This window comes from Megalodesulfovibrio gigas DSM 1382 = ATCC 19364 (genome assembly GCF_000468495.1).
In the GTDB taxonomy this organism is placed as follows: Bacteria; Desulfobacterota; Desulfovibrionia; order Desulfovibrionales; family Desulfovibrionaceae; genus Megalodesulfovibrio; species Megalodesulfovibrio gigas.
Map to the genome: position 1 here is coordinate 3,631,730 of NC_022444.1, position 15,320 is coordinate 3,647,049.

The following is a 15,320-nucleotide window of genomic DNA, read 5'->3' on the forward strand; positions in this document are numbered from 1 at the left end:
CCGCGGCGGAGGGGACAGCATGGGTTTGCTTAACGATGCCGAATTCAATCGGCTGGCCAGCTTCATCTATAGGGAAGTGGGCATCAAAATGCCCCCCGGCAAGAAAACCATGCTGGAAGCCCGGCTGCTCAAGCGGCTGCGTATTCTCAAGCTGCCGGACTACAAAAGCTACTGCGACTACCTCTTCAGCCCGGCAGGCATGACGGCGGAACTGCATCAGCTCATTGACGTGGTGACCACCAACACCACGGACTTCTTTCGCGAACCCAAACACTTCGAACTGCTGCAGCAGAATCTGCTGCCTCATCTGGCCAACGGCCCCTGCCGGGGGCGAACCCTGCGCGTGTGGAGCGCAGGCTGCTCCATCGGCATGGAGCCGTACACCCTGGCCATGGTGCTGGCGGAATTTCGCGAGCGTACACCAGGGTTTCGCTTCTCCATTCTGGCCACGGACATTTCCACCCAGGCCCTGGAAAAAGCCAGAGCCGCCGTCTATGACGAAGAACGGGTGGCGCCTGTTCCAAAGCACCTGAAGTTCAAATACCTGCTGCGCAGCAAGGACCGCTCCCGCGGCCTGGTGCGCGTGGTGCCGGAGCTCAGGCAGTTGGTGACGTTTCAACGGCTTAATTTTATGGAAGAATTTTCCTTCCCTGACCCCATGGACATCATCTTCTGCCGCAATGTGATCATTTATTTCGACCGTCCCACCCAGGAAGTGTTGTTCCAGAAATTTTGTCGCTGCCTCCGGGGGGGCGGGTTCCTGTTCATCGGCCATTCCGAGAGCATCACCGGCATGGATCTGCCCCTGAATCAGGTGGCGCCCACGGTGTATTCGAGGCATGCCACCAGGCGCGCGGATGGATAGAAGGGTACAATGAAAAAGAAAATCAGAGTGTTGATTGTGGACGATTCGGCGCTGGTCCGCCAGACGCTCACCTCCATCCTGGAAAGCGATCCGGAAATAGAAGTGGTGGGCGCGGCGCAGGATCCCTTTGCCGCTGCGAAGAAGATGGAAGAGGTGGTGCCGGACGTCATTACCCTGGACGTGGAAATGCCGCGCATGGACGGCGTCACCTTCCTCAAAAAGCTGATGACCCAGCACCCGCTGCCGGTCATCATCTGTTCCACCCTGGCCGAGGCCGGCGCGGAAACCACCCTCAAGGCCCTGGAATACGGGGCCGTGGACATCATCACCAAGCCCAAGCTGGACACGCGCCGGTTCCTGGAGGAATCCAGGATTCGTCTGGTGGATGCGGTCAAGGCGGCCGCCGCGGCCAAGATCAAGCGCCTCGCCCCCAGTCTGGAGGTGGCCCCCAAACTCTCGGCGGATGCAGTCATCGCCAAGGCGCCGCCCTCCCGGGCCATGGCTGAGACCACGGAAAAATGCATCGCCGTGGGCGCGTCCACCGGCGGCACCGAGGCCCTCAAGGTCTATCTGGAGTCGCTGCCCGTGGATTGCCCGCCCGTGGCCATCGTGCAGCACATGCCGGAAAATTTCACGGCCGCCTTTGCCCGCCGGCTGGACAGCCTGTGCGCCATCACCGTCAAGGAGGCGGCAGACGGCGACACCATGCTGCGCGGCCAGGCCCTCATTGCGCCGGGCAACAAGCACATGCTGCTCAAGCGCAGCGGGGCGCGCTACCATGTGGAGGTGCGGGACGGCCCGCTGGTCAAGCGGCACCGGCCTTCCGTGGACGTGCTGTTCCGCTCCGCAGCGCGCTACGCCGGCAAGAACGCCCTGGGGGTGATCATGACCGGCATGGGCGACGACGGCGCACAAGGCATGCTGGAGATGTTCGAAGCCGGCGCCTGGACCATCGCCCAGGACGAGGCGTCCTGCGTGGTGTACGGCATGCCGCACGAAGCCGTGAAGCTCGGCGGGGTGTGCCAGATTTTGTCCCTGCAGCAGATTGCGCCACTCTCCCTCAAGAAATGCAAGGACGGCTGGGGGCGGTAGGGCATGGTACTTTTGAAAAGAACTGTCGGGGGAAAACCTTTCTGGAGAAAGGTTCTTCCCCCGAACNCGCGAGAGGGGAGAACCTTTTCCAAAAGGTTTCCCCTCTCGCAACATCCTTTTTCAAAAATTAAAATGCTCCAAGGCATTCAGTTCCGCGCCAGGGTCAGACCCAGGGCCACCAGGGCAAAGCCGAGGATGTTCTGCCCCAGCACGTTGAGCAGGGCGGTGGTGAGCCGCCCTTCGGCCATCAGGCCCACATTTTCGTAGGCGTAGGTGGAAAAGGTGGTCAGGGCCCCCAGAAATCCGGTGAATACCACGGTCTTGACGCCGGCGCTGGCGGCAAAACGGTCGTTCAGCAGGCCCCACAACAGGCCGAAGAGAAAGCAGCCCAGCAGATTGACGGCGGCGGTGGCCAGGGGCAGATTTGTCCCGGCCAGCCGCTGCACCAGCCGCGAAATCCCCAATCGGGAAAGCGCTCCCAGGGCCCCGGCCAGGCCGCACAACAGCAGCACCTGCATGGTTTCTCCCAAATTTGTTATGCTTTTCGACAAAAAACGCAATACTGGAGGCACTGGTGCCCACGGAAACGGAAACCAAGTTTGCCGGGGTGGATCATGACGCCTTGCGGCGCAGACTGCAAGCCCTGGGGGCGCGGCGGGTGTCTCTGGTGTTCGAAGACAACGCCGTCTGGGACACCATTGACAGAAAACTCAGGCAAAAAGGACAGTTATTGCGACTGCGCCAGGACGACGCCATCCGCCTGACCTTCAAGACCCCTGCCCCCGGCGGCACCGGGCAGCTCAAGGTGGTGGAGGAGCACGAAACCCAGGTGGAGGACGCCCAGGCCATGGGCCAAGTGCTGGCCGGGCTGGGATTGCTGGAGGTCTTCCGCTATCAGAAACTCAGGGAAACCTGGGTGTTGGATGAGGAGTCCGGCGGCGTGCTCTGTCTGCTGGATCGCCTGCCCTTTGGCGATTTTCTGGAGCTGGAAGGCCCGGCCGAGGCCTTGGCGCAGGCCTGCCGTGCCCTGGGACTGGACCCCCTGGCCGGCACCAGCAAGACATACCACGCCTTGCACCAGGAGCACTGCGCCCGCCTGGGGCTGCCGGCAGAGGACTCCTTTGTGTTTTCCGAAGCCCAGGCCCGGCAATTGCATGCGCTTGTCCGAGATTGAGGGGCCGGGCTGGCGCGGAATTGCCCTCCGCCCCTTGCATCCCTGGTGGACTCGCACTATCTTCAGGACTCGACAACCCCTGATCCGGGCGTTATACCCGCCAGAATGGGAACTTCCCACTAACGCGACGAGCATGACCATGACCGAGCCGTACCATCAGCCAGGAGCTTCGCCAGATGTCCACCTGGAAGACAATATCCAGGAGCCCAGGCGGTACAAGGTTTTGCTCCTCAACGACGATTACACCACCATGGAATTTGTGGTGCGCATTTTGCGAGAAGTGTTCAAGAAATCAGAAGCCGAGGCCACCCGCATCATGCGCATGGTGCATGAACTGGGCAAGGGGGTCTGCGGCGTGTACCCGGCGGAGATTGCCGAGACGAAAGTGAGCGTCGTCCATGCCCGGGCCCGCAGCGAAGGCTTCCCCCTGCGCTGCACCATGGAGGAGGCGTGATCCCCGGCATGCTCCGCACCACCGTTCAGGAATCGAGGGCGCCATGTTGAGCAGGCGACTGGAAAATGTGTTGACCGTGGCCGTGCGGGAAGTCCGCCGTCGCAATCATGAATATCTGACCCTGGAACACCTCCTGTACGCCTTGATGCAGGAGGAGAGCGGCAAGGAGATCCTGATGAACTGCGGGGTGGACATCATCCGCCTGCAGCATCAGCTGGAGCGCTTCTTTGTCGATCATATGGAAGTGATGCCAGACACCGCCACGGAAGTGGTGCAGACCCTGGGTGTGCAGCGCGTGTTGCAGCGGGCCATCCTGCAGATGCAGTCCTCGGGCAAGGACAAGGTGGAAGTGGGCGACGTGCTGGCCGCCATCTTTGACGAGGACGATTCCTTTGCCGTCTATTTTCTCAAGTCCCACGGCGCCACCAGACTGGACGTGCTGGAGTACATCTCCCACGGCGTGCCCAAGGAGGCGGACTGGCGGCCAGAATCCGCCGCGCCGGGCAGCCCTGGCGGGCAGGGCGGGCAGGATCAGCGCCAGCCCGGGGACCAGAAAGGCCAGAAGAAAAAGAACGGCCAGGCCCTGGAGCAGTTCACCGTCAATCTGGTGGAACGCGCCAAACAAGGCCTGGTGGACCCCCTCATCGGTCGCGATGCGGAACTGGAGCGCTGCCTGCAGGTGCTGGCCCGCCGGCGCAAGAACAATCCGCTGTTTGTGGGCGATCCTGGCGTGGGCAAGACGGCCCTGGCCGAGGGGCTGGCCCTGCGCATCGTCACCGGGCAAACCCCCGAAGTCTTCCGCACGGCCACTGTCTGGCAGCTGGACATGGGCGCGCTGCTGGCCGGCACCAAGTACCGCGGGGACTTTGAAGTGCGCATGAAGGGCGTCATCAGCGAACTGGAGAAGATCCCCGGGGCCATCCTGTTCATTGATGAAATCCACACCATCATCGGCGCCGGCGCCACCTCCGGCGGCACCCTGGACGCCTCCAACATCCTCAAGCCCGTGCTGGCTTCCGGAGCCATCAAGTGCATCGGGTCCACCACCTACGAGGAATACAAGAACCATTTCGAGAAGGATCGCGCCCTCTCGCGCCGGTTCCAGAAAATCGATGTGGTGGAACCCACGGTGGACGAGTGCGTGGAAATCCTCAAGGGCTTGAAATCACACTACGAGGAACATCACGGCGTGCGCTACACCCTGCCGGGCCTGCGCGCCGCGGCAGAGCTTTCCTCCCGTCATGTGAATGACCGCTACCTGCCGGACAAGGCCATCGACGTCATCGACGAAGCCGGGGCCAGCTTCCGGCTCTCCGGCGGCAGGAAGAACGTCATCAGCGTGGCCGAGGTGGAAAAGGTGGTGGCCCGCATGGCCCGCATTCCCGTGCAGCGCATCACCTCCTCGGACAAGGACCGCCTGGAGCACCTGGAAGACGACATCAAGGCCCAGGTCTTCGGGCAGGATCAGGCCGTGGAAACCGTGTGCAAGGCCATCCTGCGTTCCCGCGCCGGCCTGCGCCAGGCCAACCGGCCCACGGGATCGTTCCTGCTTTACGGCCCCACGGGCGTGGGCAAGACCGAGCTGGCCCGCCAGCTCGCCTTGTGCCTGGGCGTCAACTTCCAGCGCTTCGACATGAGCGAATACATGGAAGGCCACGCCGTGGCCCGGCTCATCGGCGCACCTCCCGGCTACATCGGCTTCGACCAGGGCGGTCTGCTGACGGACGCCATCCGCAAACATCCGTATACCGTGCTGCTGCTGGACGAAATCGAAAAGGCCCACCCGGACCTCTTCAACGTCCTGCTGCAGGTGATGGATTACGCCACCCTGACGGATAACAACGGCCGCAAGGCCGACTTCCGCCACGTGATCCTGCTCATGACCACCAACGCCGGCGCGCGGGAGATGAACGCCGCCTCCGTGGGCTTCAGCGTCACCGAGCAGAAGAACGAGACGGCCCACAAGGGCCGCAAGGCCCTGGAGCGGCTCTTCAGCCCTGAATTCCGCAACCGCCTGGATGGCATGGTCCAGTTCGGGCCCCTCACCGAACCGGTGATGCTCAAGATTGTGGACAAGTTCCTCAAGGAAATGCAGGAGCAGATGCAGGAGAGCAAGGTGGCGGTGGACGTCTCCCACGCCGCCCGGCTGTGGCTGGGCGAGCACGGCTTCGACCCGGCCTTCGGCGCCCGGCCCATGGGACGGCTCATTCAGAACGAGATCAAGGACGAACTGGCTCGGGAACTGCTCTTCGGCTGCCTGCAGAAGGGCGGCAAGGTGCTGGTGGACGTGAACCCCGACGCCAAGCCCGACGCCAAGCCCTTGACCTTTGTGTATGACTCGACCAAGTGCCATATGAAGCCCGGCAAGCCCGATGCCGATGCCCCGGAAGGCCCGGCCATGCCGGTGCTCGCCGAGGAAGAAAGCGCATGATTGCATCCACGGAGGAAGCCCTGACCCATCCGGAACGGGCTTCCTCCGCATCACCTGTGTCGCCGCCAGCTTCGCCCCCATGCCCATCTACTTTCTGACCGGAGACAGCCTCCTGTTCCCGGACCCCGAAGAGGCGGAGCCCGATGGCCTGCTTGCCATCGGCGGCGACCTGAGTCTGCCCCGGCTGGTGAGCGCCTACGCCCAGGGTATCTTTCCCTGGTATGGCCCGGGCAACCCCATCCTCTGGTGGACGCCGGACCCCCGCTGCGTGCTCCTGCCCCAGGCCCTGCACGTGGGCGGCCGCCTGACGCGCGCCCTCAGGACATCCGGCTATCACCTGACCATGGACGTGGCCTTTGGCGAGGTCATCGACGCCTGCGCCGGCACGCCACGGCCGGAGCAGCAGGGCACCTGGATTGTGCCGGCCATGCGGCAGGCCTATCTGCATCTGCATGTGGCCGGGCTGGCGCACTCCGTGGAAGCCTGGCTGGATGGCGAACTGGTGGGCGGATTGTACGGCGTGTCCCTGGGGCGGGCGTTTTTCGGGGAATCCATGTTCCACCGCCGGCCCAACGCCTCCAAGGCGGCCCTGGTGCACCTGTGCCGGCATCTGCAGGCCTGGGAATTTGAACTCGTCGATTGTCAGCAGACCACGCCGCACATGCTGGCCATGGGCGCGAGGGACATGCCACGGCGGGAGTTCAACCGCCGCCTGGACTGCGCCTTGCGGCATCCCACCCTGCGCGGCAGCTGGATGGAACGCGGCCGGGCGCAGATTGCCGGGGCCGCTGCCGCGTCCGCACCCTCCGCGCATTCCTGAGTGCGGATCACCGCGCGGCGACCTGCAGGTGGTCCTCGGCCATGTTCCAGTGCACCTGATTGCGGCCGGCGCCTTTGGCGGCGTACAGGGCCTCGTCCGCCTCGCGCAGCAGGGATTCCGGTGTGGCCGGTGTGGCCTGCGCGCCCGGGGTGTGCGTGGCAATGCCCACGCTGGCGGTGATGCGGAATCGTTCGCCCTGGTGGTTGAAAGTCATGCCCATGATGCGCGTGCGCAGCCGCTCGGCCAGGGTCCAGGCCTGGGCCGCGTCGGTCTGGGGCAGGATGACGGTGAATTCCTCGCCGCCGTAGCGGGCGGGATAGTCCGTGGCGCGCACGGTGGTCTTGAGCATTGCGCCCAGTTCCATGAGCACCGCGTCTCCGGCCTGGTGGCCGAAGGTGTCGTTGATGGACTTGAAGTGATCCATGTCCAGCAGCAACAAGGAAAGGGGGTGGCCGTACCGCTCGTGGCGGGTCAGCTCCTCGCGCAGGCGTCGGTCGAAGTGGCGGCGATTGTGAATCATGGTCAGGCCGTCGTATTCAGCCTCGTTGCGGGCCTTGTCGAAGAGCAGGGCGTTTCTGAGGGCCAGGGACAGATGACTGGCGGCGGTGTGCAGCAGTTCCACCTGATCCCGTCCCAGATTCACCGGGCTGGAGGTATGCAGCGCCAGACAACCGAACTGGATGCCGCCGCAGGCGGCGGGCAGGAACATGACCGTGCCGGGGGTCGGCCGGGGCGGGATGCCGGCCAGGGTGCTGCCGTCGCTGGCCAGGGGCAGGATTTGATAGCTGCGCACGGGCTGGCCGGTGGCGCGGGTGGCGCTGTCCAGCAGCAGGTGCAGCCAGGCCTGCCGGGGTTCGGAATCCTTGTCCGTGGCCATGAAGCAGACGGCCTCCAGGCCGGGCAAGGTGTTCTGGGGAGCAGGCTGCTCCGTGTTCCAGAAGATGCCCTGGAGCATGTCCACAGGCAACAGGCGCTTGAGATCCTGGCAGGCGCCATTGAGCACCGCCGCAGGCTCCAGGCTCTGGGCAGCCCGGGAAATGAACTGATTGATGAAGGAGAGCTGCTCGTTCTTGCGGGCCAGCAGTTCGCGTTCCAGGTAGATTTCCTGGGTCATTTTGTAGATGTCCGCATACAGATGCGCCACTTCCTCGGCCCGATGCAGGGCGTCCAGCACCTGTTCAGGCTTCAGGGGCAGCCGCATGGTGGAAAAGCTGCCTTGGATCAGCAGGTCCTCCACATGGGAGATGGGCACATCCTCATCCAGCAGCAGCACCTTGGGCGCGCTTTCCAGCCGCGTGAAGAATTGCTGCTGCAGCAACGTCATATGCTCCCAGGCAGACCAGGCAATCCAGATGAGGCAGGGATTGTCCCGGGAATAATCGGCAGGCGCGGGGATGGCCTGGCACGAGAAGCTGCGCAGGGAATAGCGTTCCCCGGCGGATTGCTCCACCGTCCTGGCGACGGAATCGGCAAGGCCAACGCCCCACATGCAGTCACTGGTTTCCAAACGAGTCATGGCCCTCTCCTTGGCGATGGGCAGAAAAGGTACGTCGCAGGAAAATATGCAAGAATTGTTCCTGATTCATTCGCCAGGATTTCATGTCCTTGACAGCCGCAGCACAACCCGACACATCAGGAATTCATGAACGCCCCCCGCACTTTTTTGACGCTGGACCCCTTTTACGAAGGCGGCGGCGTCATGGGCCGCATCGCCGCCAACGCCGGCTTCTTGCGTGCGTTGTTGCGGGCGGAGGTGTTCGACGCCTGTCATTTTTTTCTGCCCAGCGCGCAGCAATGCCGCACCCTGGAAGCTGCCCTGCGGCAGGATGGCGTCTTTTCGGACAAAATCCGGCTGCTGCTGCGTCAGGATCTGCCCCGCGCCCTGGCCGAGGAGCGCTATTACTGCGCCCATCTGTCGGATTGCCTCACCAGCCTGCCGGCCCTGGCCCGGTTGCGCCGGCTGCATGCGCCGCGGGCCTTTCCCGTCACCGGGGCCACGCATACCCTGAGCTACAGCCGCTTTGCCCCGCTGTACCTGGCCCACCTGTGGCCGGGCGCATCGGGCAGGGAAGCCATCATCGGCACGTCCAGCGCTGCCCTGGCCATGCTGCGGGAAACCTTTGCCTGGCTGCGGGAGGGGTACAATCTGCCAGAAAGCACCCATCCCGGCCCGGCCCTGGCGCATATTCCATTGGGTGTGGATCCGGATCTCTTCCCGCCGCCGGATCCCCAGGCTAAAGCCGCGGCCCGGCAGCAACTGGGGCTGCCGCAGGATCGCTGGACCCTACTGTGCTTCGGCCGCCTGGCGCCGGCCCACAAGTTTGACCTGCCGCCGCTGCTGCGGGCCGTGCAGCGCGGCCTGTTGCCCGGCGGCGGCCTGTGCGCCGAAAAGATGACGCTGCTGCTGGCCGGCTGGACCGACACCGCCGATCATGGCCCGGCAGACACCTGGGCCGCCCTGGCCCGCAATCTCGGCCTGCACGTCCACCTGCTCAAGCGGCCGGACGCCGCCCGGAAGCAGGCGTGCTTTCTGGCGGCGGATTGCTTCATCTCCCCGGCGGACAGCATTCAGGAAACCTTCGGCCTGACCCTGCTGGAGGCCGGCCTGGCCGGCCTGCCGGTGATTGCCTCGGATTTCGACGGCTATCGGGATCTGATTGTCCCTGAGGAAACCGGCATCCTGGTGCCCAGCATTGGGTTTCCCCCTTCGCCGGATCTGGACGCCCTGGGGCAGGTGCTGCCGGACGATGCCCTGCATCTGCTCCTGGGGCAGCAGACCGTGGTGGACGTGCCCGCCCTGGCCCTGGCCCTGGGGCGGCTGTATGCGGATCGGGAACTGGGGGGGCGTCTGGGCCGGGCCGGCCGGGAGCGCGTGTTGCGGGAATTCGCCTGGCCGGCGGTCATTGCGAGGTATTGCGCCGTATGGGAAGCACAGTGGCGCACGCCGGAGCCGGCCGGGGACGCGGCGCATCCCCTGCATTTCCCGTACGCCCGGCTGTTTGCGGGGCACCCGTCGCACCATCTCGACGATGCCACGCCCGTGCGGCGCACGCGGTTGGGCGAGGCCATCGCCCGCGGGCAGGATCATCCCCAGCAGTACCTGGGCCTGGAACCGCTCCTGGATGCGGACGCCGTGCGCCGGCTCCTGGTGCTGTCCCGAACGACGACGCCGGCCGGCGAGCTGGTGCGGCGGATCATGGATGACGGCGGCCACGCCGAAGCCGTGGCCCGCTTCTGCCTGCACTGGGCGCTGAAGCAGGATATTCTGGAAGTGGTGGGGTGAGATGACGAGAGGGGAAAACCGCCTAAATGCGGTTTTCCCCTCTCACAAGGCCCTTGCCTCAAAACGATGCAACAGGCCTACGAAATCTCCACCGTGGGGGCGCTGGGAGAGATGCGCACGTCTTCGGAGGCGCGGTCCTCGGTCTTCCAGCTCATTTCAAAGGAGAATTTTTCCTTGTCCTTTTTCTGGGAGACTTCCATCTCGAAGGACAGGATGGAGGACGGGTGCAGCAGTACCGAGTCCTGCCCCAGTTGCACGTGCACGGCTCCGGCCTTGAGGCCTTTGACGACGTCTTCCAGATACGTGATGACCTGACCGAGCTCCATGGCTCCGTCGATCTTGACCTTGTTGTTCTTGCCCATGAAAATGCCTCCCGAAGCGTGGCGTTGCAAAGCAGTCTGTGAATGATTGCAGACGATGGCCCAGCCGTCGCGCATGGTCAAGAGAAACTGTATTTCGCCACCGTATCGTAACATTCTCCCCCGTGCCTGCCCGCATGTGGCGTCAGACGCTAGAGCAAGATATCTTTGAAAGGAGTTCTCGGGGGAAAACCTTTCTGAAGAAAGGNTTCTGAAGAAAGGTTCTTCCCTCGCAACGTCCTTTTTCAAAAGGAAAATGCCCTAGCGGAACTGCCGTTGTAGCTGGTCGAACAGGTCGGGGCTGCGGCGGTCCAGGGCAAGCACATCGTGCAGTTTGGCCAGCTGTTTTTCCACCTGGGGCAGCTGGTCGTCATCCCGGACCATCAGCCACATGCGGCTTTCGGCCGTATCGGCGTCGGTGGTGTCGGGCAAGACCAGGATGCCTTCCAGGTTGAAGGCCCGCCGGGCAAAGAGCCCGCACACGTGGGACATGACTCCGGGATGGTTGTTCACCCGCAATTCCAGCACAATCATGGCGCAATCTCCGGCATGGGTTGCAAGGTTACTGGCGAGCGCAGGCATGGGGGGCCTCCTCCAGCATGTCGCAGTTGGCCGCGCCTGGGGGCACCATGGGGAAGACGTTTTCCTCCCGGCCGATGGGCATGCGCACCAGGGCCGGTCCCGGGGCGCTCAGGGCCTGGGCCAGCACGGCGTGGGGGTTGTCCGTCCCGGCCAGATCCCAGGCGCGCACGCCCATGGCCCGGGCCACGGCCGGGAAATCCACCTGGATGGTGTATTCCGAGGCAAAGCCCGGGTTGGCGTAGAACAGTTGCTGCTGCTGACGCACCAGCCCCAGGGAATGGTTGTCCAGCACCACCACGGTGACGTCGAGTTGCTGTTCCGCCGCGGTGGCCAGCTCCTGGATATTCATCTGCAGGCTGCCATCCCCGGAAAAGCAGACCACCTTGCGCTGCGGGGCCGCCAATGCCGCGCCCAAGGCTGCCGGCAGGCCAAAGCCCATGGTCCCAAGGCCGCCGGAGGTGAGCCAGCGTTGCGGGGCCAGATACGGGTGGGCCTGGGCCGTCCACATCTGATGCTTGCCCACGTCCGTGACCACCACCGCCTCGGGGCCGGCCAGCTCGGCCACGGCGCGGATGAGTCCGTAGGGCCGGCGGATGTCGTCTTCCCCGGGCAGACGCATGCCGCACTGTTCCCGGCAGGTCTCCACCCGCTGCCGCCAGGCGTGGCGGGTGCGGGGGGTGATGCACGGCAGCAGGGCTTCCAGGGTCAGGCGCACGTCCGCGGCGATGCCCACATGGGCGGTGCGCAGCTTGTGCAGTTCGGCGGGATCGATGTCCACATGGACCAGATCGGCATCCGGGCAGAAGGCGGCCAGCTTGCCGGTGGCGCGGTCGTCGAATCGGGCGCCCAGGGCAATGAGCAGGTCGGCTTCTTCCAGGAGCAGGTTCGTGGAGCGGGCGGCGTGCATGCCCAGCATGCCCAGGGCCAGGGGATGCCGCGCCGGCAGCACCCCCAGGCCCATAAGGGTCATGGCGGCGGGAATGCCGGCGCGCTCGGCCAGGGACCGGGCCAGGTGGCTGGCCTGCGCGGCCACCACGCCCCCGCCCAGGTACAGCACCGGGCGCTGTGCGGCGTTGATGCGTTCGGCAGCGCGGAAGACATCCTGCGGATCCGGCGCACGGGGCGGCAGGGCCTGGCCGGGTTCGGGCCAGTCGGTCACGGTGCAGATGGCGGTCTGGACGTCCTTGGGCACATCCACCAGCACCGGGCCGGGCCGGCCGGAAGCGGCGATGCGGAAGGCTTCCGGGAGCACCCGCAGCAGCTCGTCCACGCTGCGCACCAGATAGTTGTGCTTGGTGATGGGGATGCTCAGGCCGTAGGTGTCCACCTCCTGGAAGGCGTCTGACCCGATGCAGCCGCCGGGCACCTGCCCGGTGATGCAGACCATGGGGATGGAATCCAGCTTGGCGTCGGCCACGGCGGTGAGCAGGTTCATGGCGCCGGGACCGGAAGTGGCCAGGGCCACGCCGGGCCGGCCGCTGACGCGGGCCATGCCCTGGGCCATGAAGCCCGCGCCCTGTTCGTGCCGGGCCAGGACGTGGCGGATGCGTCGGCGCTGCTGCCAGTCCGCGGCCAGGGCATCATAGATGGGCAGATTGGCGCCGCCGGGAATGCCGGCCACAACCTCCACGCCCTGTCTGGCCAGCAATTCCACGATGATCTGCGCGCCGGTCAACTGTTTGCCAGATGCGGCGGTGGTGTCCTGTGAGTGATCCATGTGCAAACCTCCTGAGAACTCCTCGGTTGGCCTGCTTGACGCCGAGGGGGTGGTGGTCTGCAACAAAAAACACCCCGCCGGCGCGCGCCGGCGGGGTGTGCAAGACGAGTATGCCTGTGAGACTACATCGCCACCGCCACGGCGCGCAACAGAACCTTGCGTACTACGACGACGCTGACAACGCCGGCTAGGAGAGCCTGGGCGGCGAAGGCCTGGGAGGCAGGCAGGTTCAGGGCGGGTTCGTGACGATGCATGGGGGGACGATCCGGCAAAATGGAGAAAAAGTCAATCCCCATTGGTTGATTTTGTCTGGATCGGCGAGCGCCCGGCAAACAGGGCCTCCCAGTCCAGGGGCTGCAGGCTGTCCTCGTTCTTGCGTTGCAGCCAGGCCCAGCCCTCCGACGGAATGCAGCCCACGGGGATATGGTTGACGAACTGCCGGCCGCCCAGGACGCAACTGCAGCTCCAGCCGCAGATGTCGCAGGTGCAGCCGCCGGTCTTCAGGCATTCCTTGAGCACGCCGGCGCGGTCGCAGCAGGCGTCGCACAGCAGCAGAAAGGCGCGCGGCATGGGGGCTCCCGGGGTTTCTGTTATTCCCCTTGCACGAAACGGGAAGGGCAGTGTATAGCCAAGCCAGACCAACCGCAATCCCCGCGGGCGTTTGCCCGCACCAGCCCGAAGGAGGAGACCCATGGCGAACGAAGGCGACGTGTACAAGTGTGAACTGTGCGGCCAGGTGGTGAAAGTGCTGGAAGAAGGCGGCGGCACGCTGGTGTGCTGCGGCGAGGATATGGTCAAGCAGTAAACCCGATCATGCAGGGGTATCCCTGCCCTGACCGACTGTTCAAGACACATGCACAGGGGGGATCTTCCCCCCTGTTGTTTTATTGACGGTGCACCATTGCCACAGGAGCGTCGCGCCATGCGGAAAAATCAGTACCTGATCGACAACATGTCCATGCACGAGTCCTGGCGGCTCTTCAAGATCATGGCCGAGATCGTGGACGGGTTCGACACCTTGAGCGAGCTGGGCGCGGCGGTCTCCATTTTCGGGTCGGCCCGCGTGCAGGAAGGCGACCCCATGTACGACGACACGCGCAAGCTCGCCCGCAAGTTGTGCGAGGCTGGCTATGCCGTGATCACCGGCGGCGGGCCGGGCATCATGGAGGCCGGCAACCGTGGCGCGGCCGAGGCCGGCGGCCCCAGCGTGGGCCTGAACATTGAGCTGCCCCACGAGCAGGCGCCCAATCCTTTCCAGACCGTGCGCTGCAGCTTCAACTATTTCTTCGTGCGCAAGATCATGTTCGTCAAATACGCCATGGCCTACGTGGTCATGCCCGGCGGGGTGGGCACGCTGGACGAACTCTTCGAGGCTGCCGTGCTTTCGCAGACCAAGCGCATCAAGCCGTTTCCCATCATCCTGTACCAGGAATCCTTCTGGGGCGGGCTCATGGGCTGGATTCGGGAGACCATGTGCAGCCGTGGCTTCATCAATGAAGAAGAGCTGGAAATGTTCACCATCCTGAACACGCCGGAAGAAGTGGTGCAGTACATCAAGCGGCACGTGATCCTGTAGTGCGACCAGATCGCGTCATCTTGACCGTCGGCGGGAAAGCGTTCAAGGTGTCGCGTTCCGTTGCACCCTTTCACCCCCCATTGCAATCATGCACGAATCCAGCAGCGCGCGCTTGCGCATCACCTGTGCGGACCGTCCGGGCATTGTGGCCGCGGTCAGCAATTTTTTGTATTCCCACGGGGCCAACATCACGTCCCTGGACCAGTATTCCACGGATCCCGAAGGCGGCGTGTTCTTCATGCGCCAGGAGTTTCAGACGCCGCATCTGGACCTGACCCGCTCGGCCCTGGAGAGCGCCTTTCAGGGCGTGGTGGCGGACCGGTTTGAGATGGACTGGAACATCACCTACAGCACAGACAAGAAACGCATGGCCGTGCTCGTCTCCGGCCAGGAACATTGCCTGCTGGAACTGCTGTGGCGCTGGTCTCGCGGTGAACTGGACTGCGACGTGCGCATGGTGCTCAGCAACCATCCCGTGCATCGGGAAGCGGTGGAGGCCTTCGGCATTCCGTATCACTACATTGCCGAAGCCGCGGACGACCGCGCCGCAGCCGAAGCCCGCATGCTGGAGCTGCTGGAAGGGCAGGTGGATGTGCTGGTGCTGGCGCGCTACATGCGCATTTTGACCGGGGAATTCGTGTCCCGCTTTCCCGAGTCCATCATCAACATCCATCATTCCTTTCTGCCGGCATTTCCCGGGGCGGATCCGTACCGCCAGGCCAAGGACCGTGGCGTGAAGCTCATCGGCGCGACGGCCCATTATGTGACGGCGGAGCTGGATGCCGGCCCCATCATCGAACAGGACGTCGCCCGCGTGAGTCATCGGCAGAGCGTGGAGGAGTTGCGCCGGCTGGGTCGGGACATCGAACGCCAGGTGCTGGCCCGGGCCGTGCGGCTGCATCTGGAGGATCGTATCATCGTCCACCAGAACAAGACCATCGTGTTCCGCTAGCCCGCATATTGCATG

17 protein-coding genes are annotated in these 15,320 nt (G+C 64.4%); 10 read left to right on the forward strand and 7 right to left on the reverse strand.

All coding sequences use genetic code 11. The features are described from left to right. Positions 1–19 precede the first annotated feature (19 nt). Positions 20–865, forward strand: coding sequence for a CheR family methyltransferase (locus tag DGI_RS16000; protein WP_021762272.1), 846 nt, complete (start codon positions 20–22; stop codon positions 863–865). 9 nt (positions 866–874) lie between these two features. Next, positions 875–1,957, forward strand: a complete 1,083-nt coding sequence (locus DGI_RS16005; RefSeq protein WP_021762273.1) for a protein-glutamate methylesterase/protein-glutamine glutaminase — start codon at positions 875–877, stop codon at positions 1,955–1,957. A gap of 146 nt (positions 1,958–2,103) precedes the next feature. Here DGI_RS16005 and crcB read toward each other — a convergent pair whose 3' ends face one another. After that, a complete protein-coding gene (gene crcB, locus DGI_RS16010) occupies positions 2,104–2,475 on the reverse strand; it encodes a fluoride efflux transporter CrcB (protein WP_021762274.1) in 372 nt (123 codons plus the stop codon). A gap of 56 nt (positions 2,476–2,531) precedes the next feature. Between crcB and DGI_RS16015 the strand changes: the two genes are divergently transcribed. The 4 genes from DGI_RS16015 to aat all read left to right on the forward strand — a co-directional run bounded on the left by DGI_RS16015 (position 2,532) and on the right by aat (position 6,836). Then, positions 2,532–3,131 carry a class IV adenylate cyclase gene (locus DGI_RS16015; RefSeq protein ID WP_021762275.1) on the forward strand — a complete coding sequence of 200 codons (600 nt, stop codon included), beginning with the start codon at positions 2,532–2,534 and terminating at the stop codon, positions 3,129–3,131. A gap of 139 nt (positions 3,132–3,270) precedes the next feature. Then, positions 3,271–3,585 (forward strand): ATP-dependent Clp protease adapter ClpS, encoded by a 315-nt coding sequence (gene clpS / locus DGI_RS16020; protein WP_021762276.1) that lies wholly within the window; start codon positions 3,271–3,273, stop codon positions 3,583–3,585. 43 nt (positions 3,586–3,628) lie between these two features. Beyond that, positions 3,629–6,016, forward strand: a complete 2,388-nt coding sequence (gene clpA / locus DGI_RS16025; RefSeq protein WP_021762277.1) for an ATP-dependent Clp protease ATP-binding subunit ClpA — start codon at positions 3,629–3,631, stop codon at positions 6,014–6,016. Positions 6,017–6,095: 79 nt separating this feature from the next. Then, positions 6,096–6,836: a leucyl/phenylalanyl-tRNA--protein transferase gene (aat, locus tag DGI_RS16030; RefSeq protein ID WP_021762278.1), complete on the forward strand. Its 741-nt coding sequence runs from the start codon at positions 6,096–6,098 to the stop codon at positions 6,834–6,836. 7 nt (positions 6,837–6,843) lie between these two features. On the opposite strand, the gene DGI_RS16035 is transcribed toward aat, so the two are convergent. Next, on the reverse strand, positions 6,844–8,352 hold the full coding sequence (locus DGI_RS16035; RefSeq protein WP_021762279.1) for a sensor domain-containing diguanylate cyclase: 1,509 nt from the start codon (positions 8,350–8,352) through the stop codon (positions 6,844–6,846). A gap of 126 nt (positions 8,353–8,478) precedes the next feature. On the opposite strand from DGI_RS16035, the gene DGI_RS16040 reads away from it, so the two are divergent. Beyond that, a complete protein-coding gene (locus DGI_RS16040) occupies positions 8,479–10,119 on the forward strand; it encodes a glycosyltransferase family 4 protein (RefSeq protein WP_021762280.1) in 1,641 nt (546 codons plus the stop codon). 77 nt (positions 10,120–10,196) lie between these two features. On the opposite strand, the gene DGI_RS16045 is transcribed toward DGI_RS16040, so the two are convergent. The 5 genes from DGI_RS16045 to DGI_RS16060 all read right to left on the reverse strand — a co-directional run bounded on the left by DGI_RS16045 (position 10,197) and on the right by DGI_RS16060 (position 13,347). Next, complete coding sequence (locus tag DGI_RS16045) at positions 10,197–10,481, reverse strand: amphi-Trp domain-containing protein (protein WP_021762281.1); 285 nt, start codon at positions 10,479–10,481, stop codon at positions 10,197–10,199. Positions 10,482–10,739: 258 nt separating this feature from the next. After that, on the reverse strand, positions 10,740–11,012 hold the full coding sequence (locus DGI_RS16050) for an ACT domain-containing protein (protein WP_027192865.1): 273 nt from the start codon (positions 11,010–11,012) through the stop codon (positions 10,740–10,742). Positions 11,013–11,040: 28 nt separating this feature from the next. Further along, positions 11,041–12,777, reverse strand: coding sequence for an acetolactate synthase large subunit (gene ilvB / locus DGI_RS16055; RefSeq protein WP_021762284.1), 1,737 nt, complete (start codon positions 12,775–12,777; stop codon positions 11,041–11,043). A 122-nt stretch (positions 12,778–12,899) separates the two neighbouring features. Further along, positions 12,900–13,031, reverse strand: coding sequence for a hypothetical protein (locus tag DGI_RS19490; RefSeq protein ID WP_021762286.1), 132 nt, complete (start codon positions 13,029–13,031; stop codon positions 12,900–12,902). A gap of 31 nt (positions 13,032–13,062) precedes the next feature. Continuing rightward, a complete protein-coding gene (locus DGI_RS16060) occupies positions 13,063–13,347 on the reverse strand; it encodes a hypothetical protein (RefSeq protein ID WP_021762288.1) in 285 nt (94 codons plus the stop codon). A 121-nt stretch (positions 13,348–13,468) separates the two neighbouring features. Between DGI_RS16060 and dsr the strand changes: the two genes are divergently transcribed. The 3 genes from dsr (at position 13,469) to purU (ending at position 15,305) form a co-directional block, all read left to right on the forward strand. Further along, positions 13,469–13,582, forward strand: a complete 114-nt coding sequence (gene dsr / locus DGI_RS16065) for a desulforedoxin (protein WP_021762290.1) — start codon at positions 13,469–13,471, stop codon at positions 13,580–13,582. 117 nt (positions 13,583–13,699) lie between these two features. Beyond that, the gene (locus DGI_RS16070; protein ID WP_021762292.1) at positions 13,700–14,353 is read left to right on the forward strand and encodes an LOG family protein; all 654 of its coding nucleotides are present in this window, start codon (positions 13,700–13,702) and stop codon (positions 14,351–14,353) included. 88 nt (positions 14,354–14,441) lie between these two features. Then, positions 14,442–15,305 (forward strand): formyltetrahydrofolate deformylase, encoded by an 864-nt coding sequence (gene purU / locus DGI_RS16075; protein WP_021762293.1) that lies wholly within the window; start codon positions 14,442–14,444, stop codon positions 15,303–15,305. The last annotated feature ends 15 nt before the right edge of the window (positions 15,306–15,320 follow it).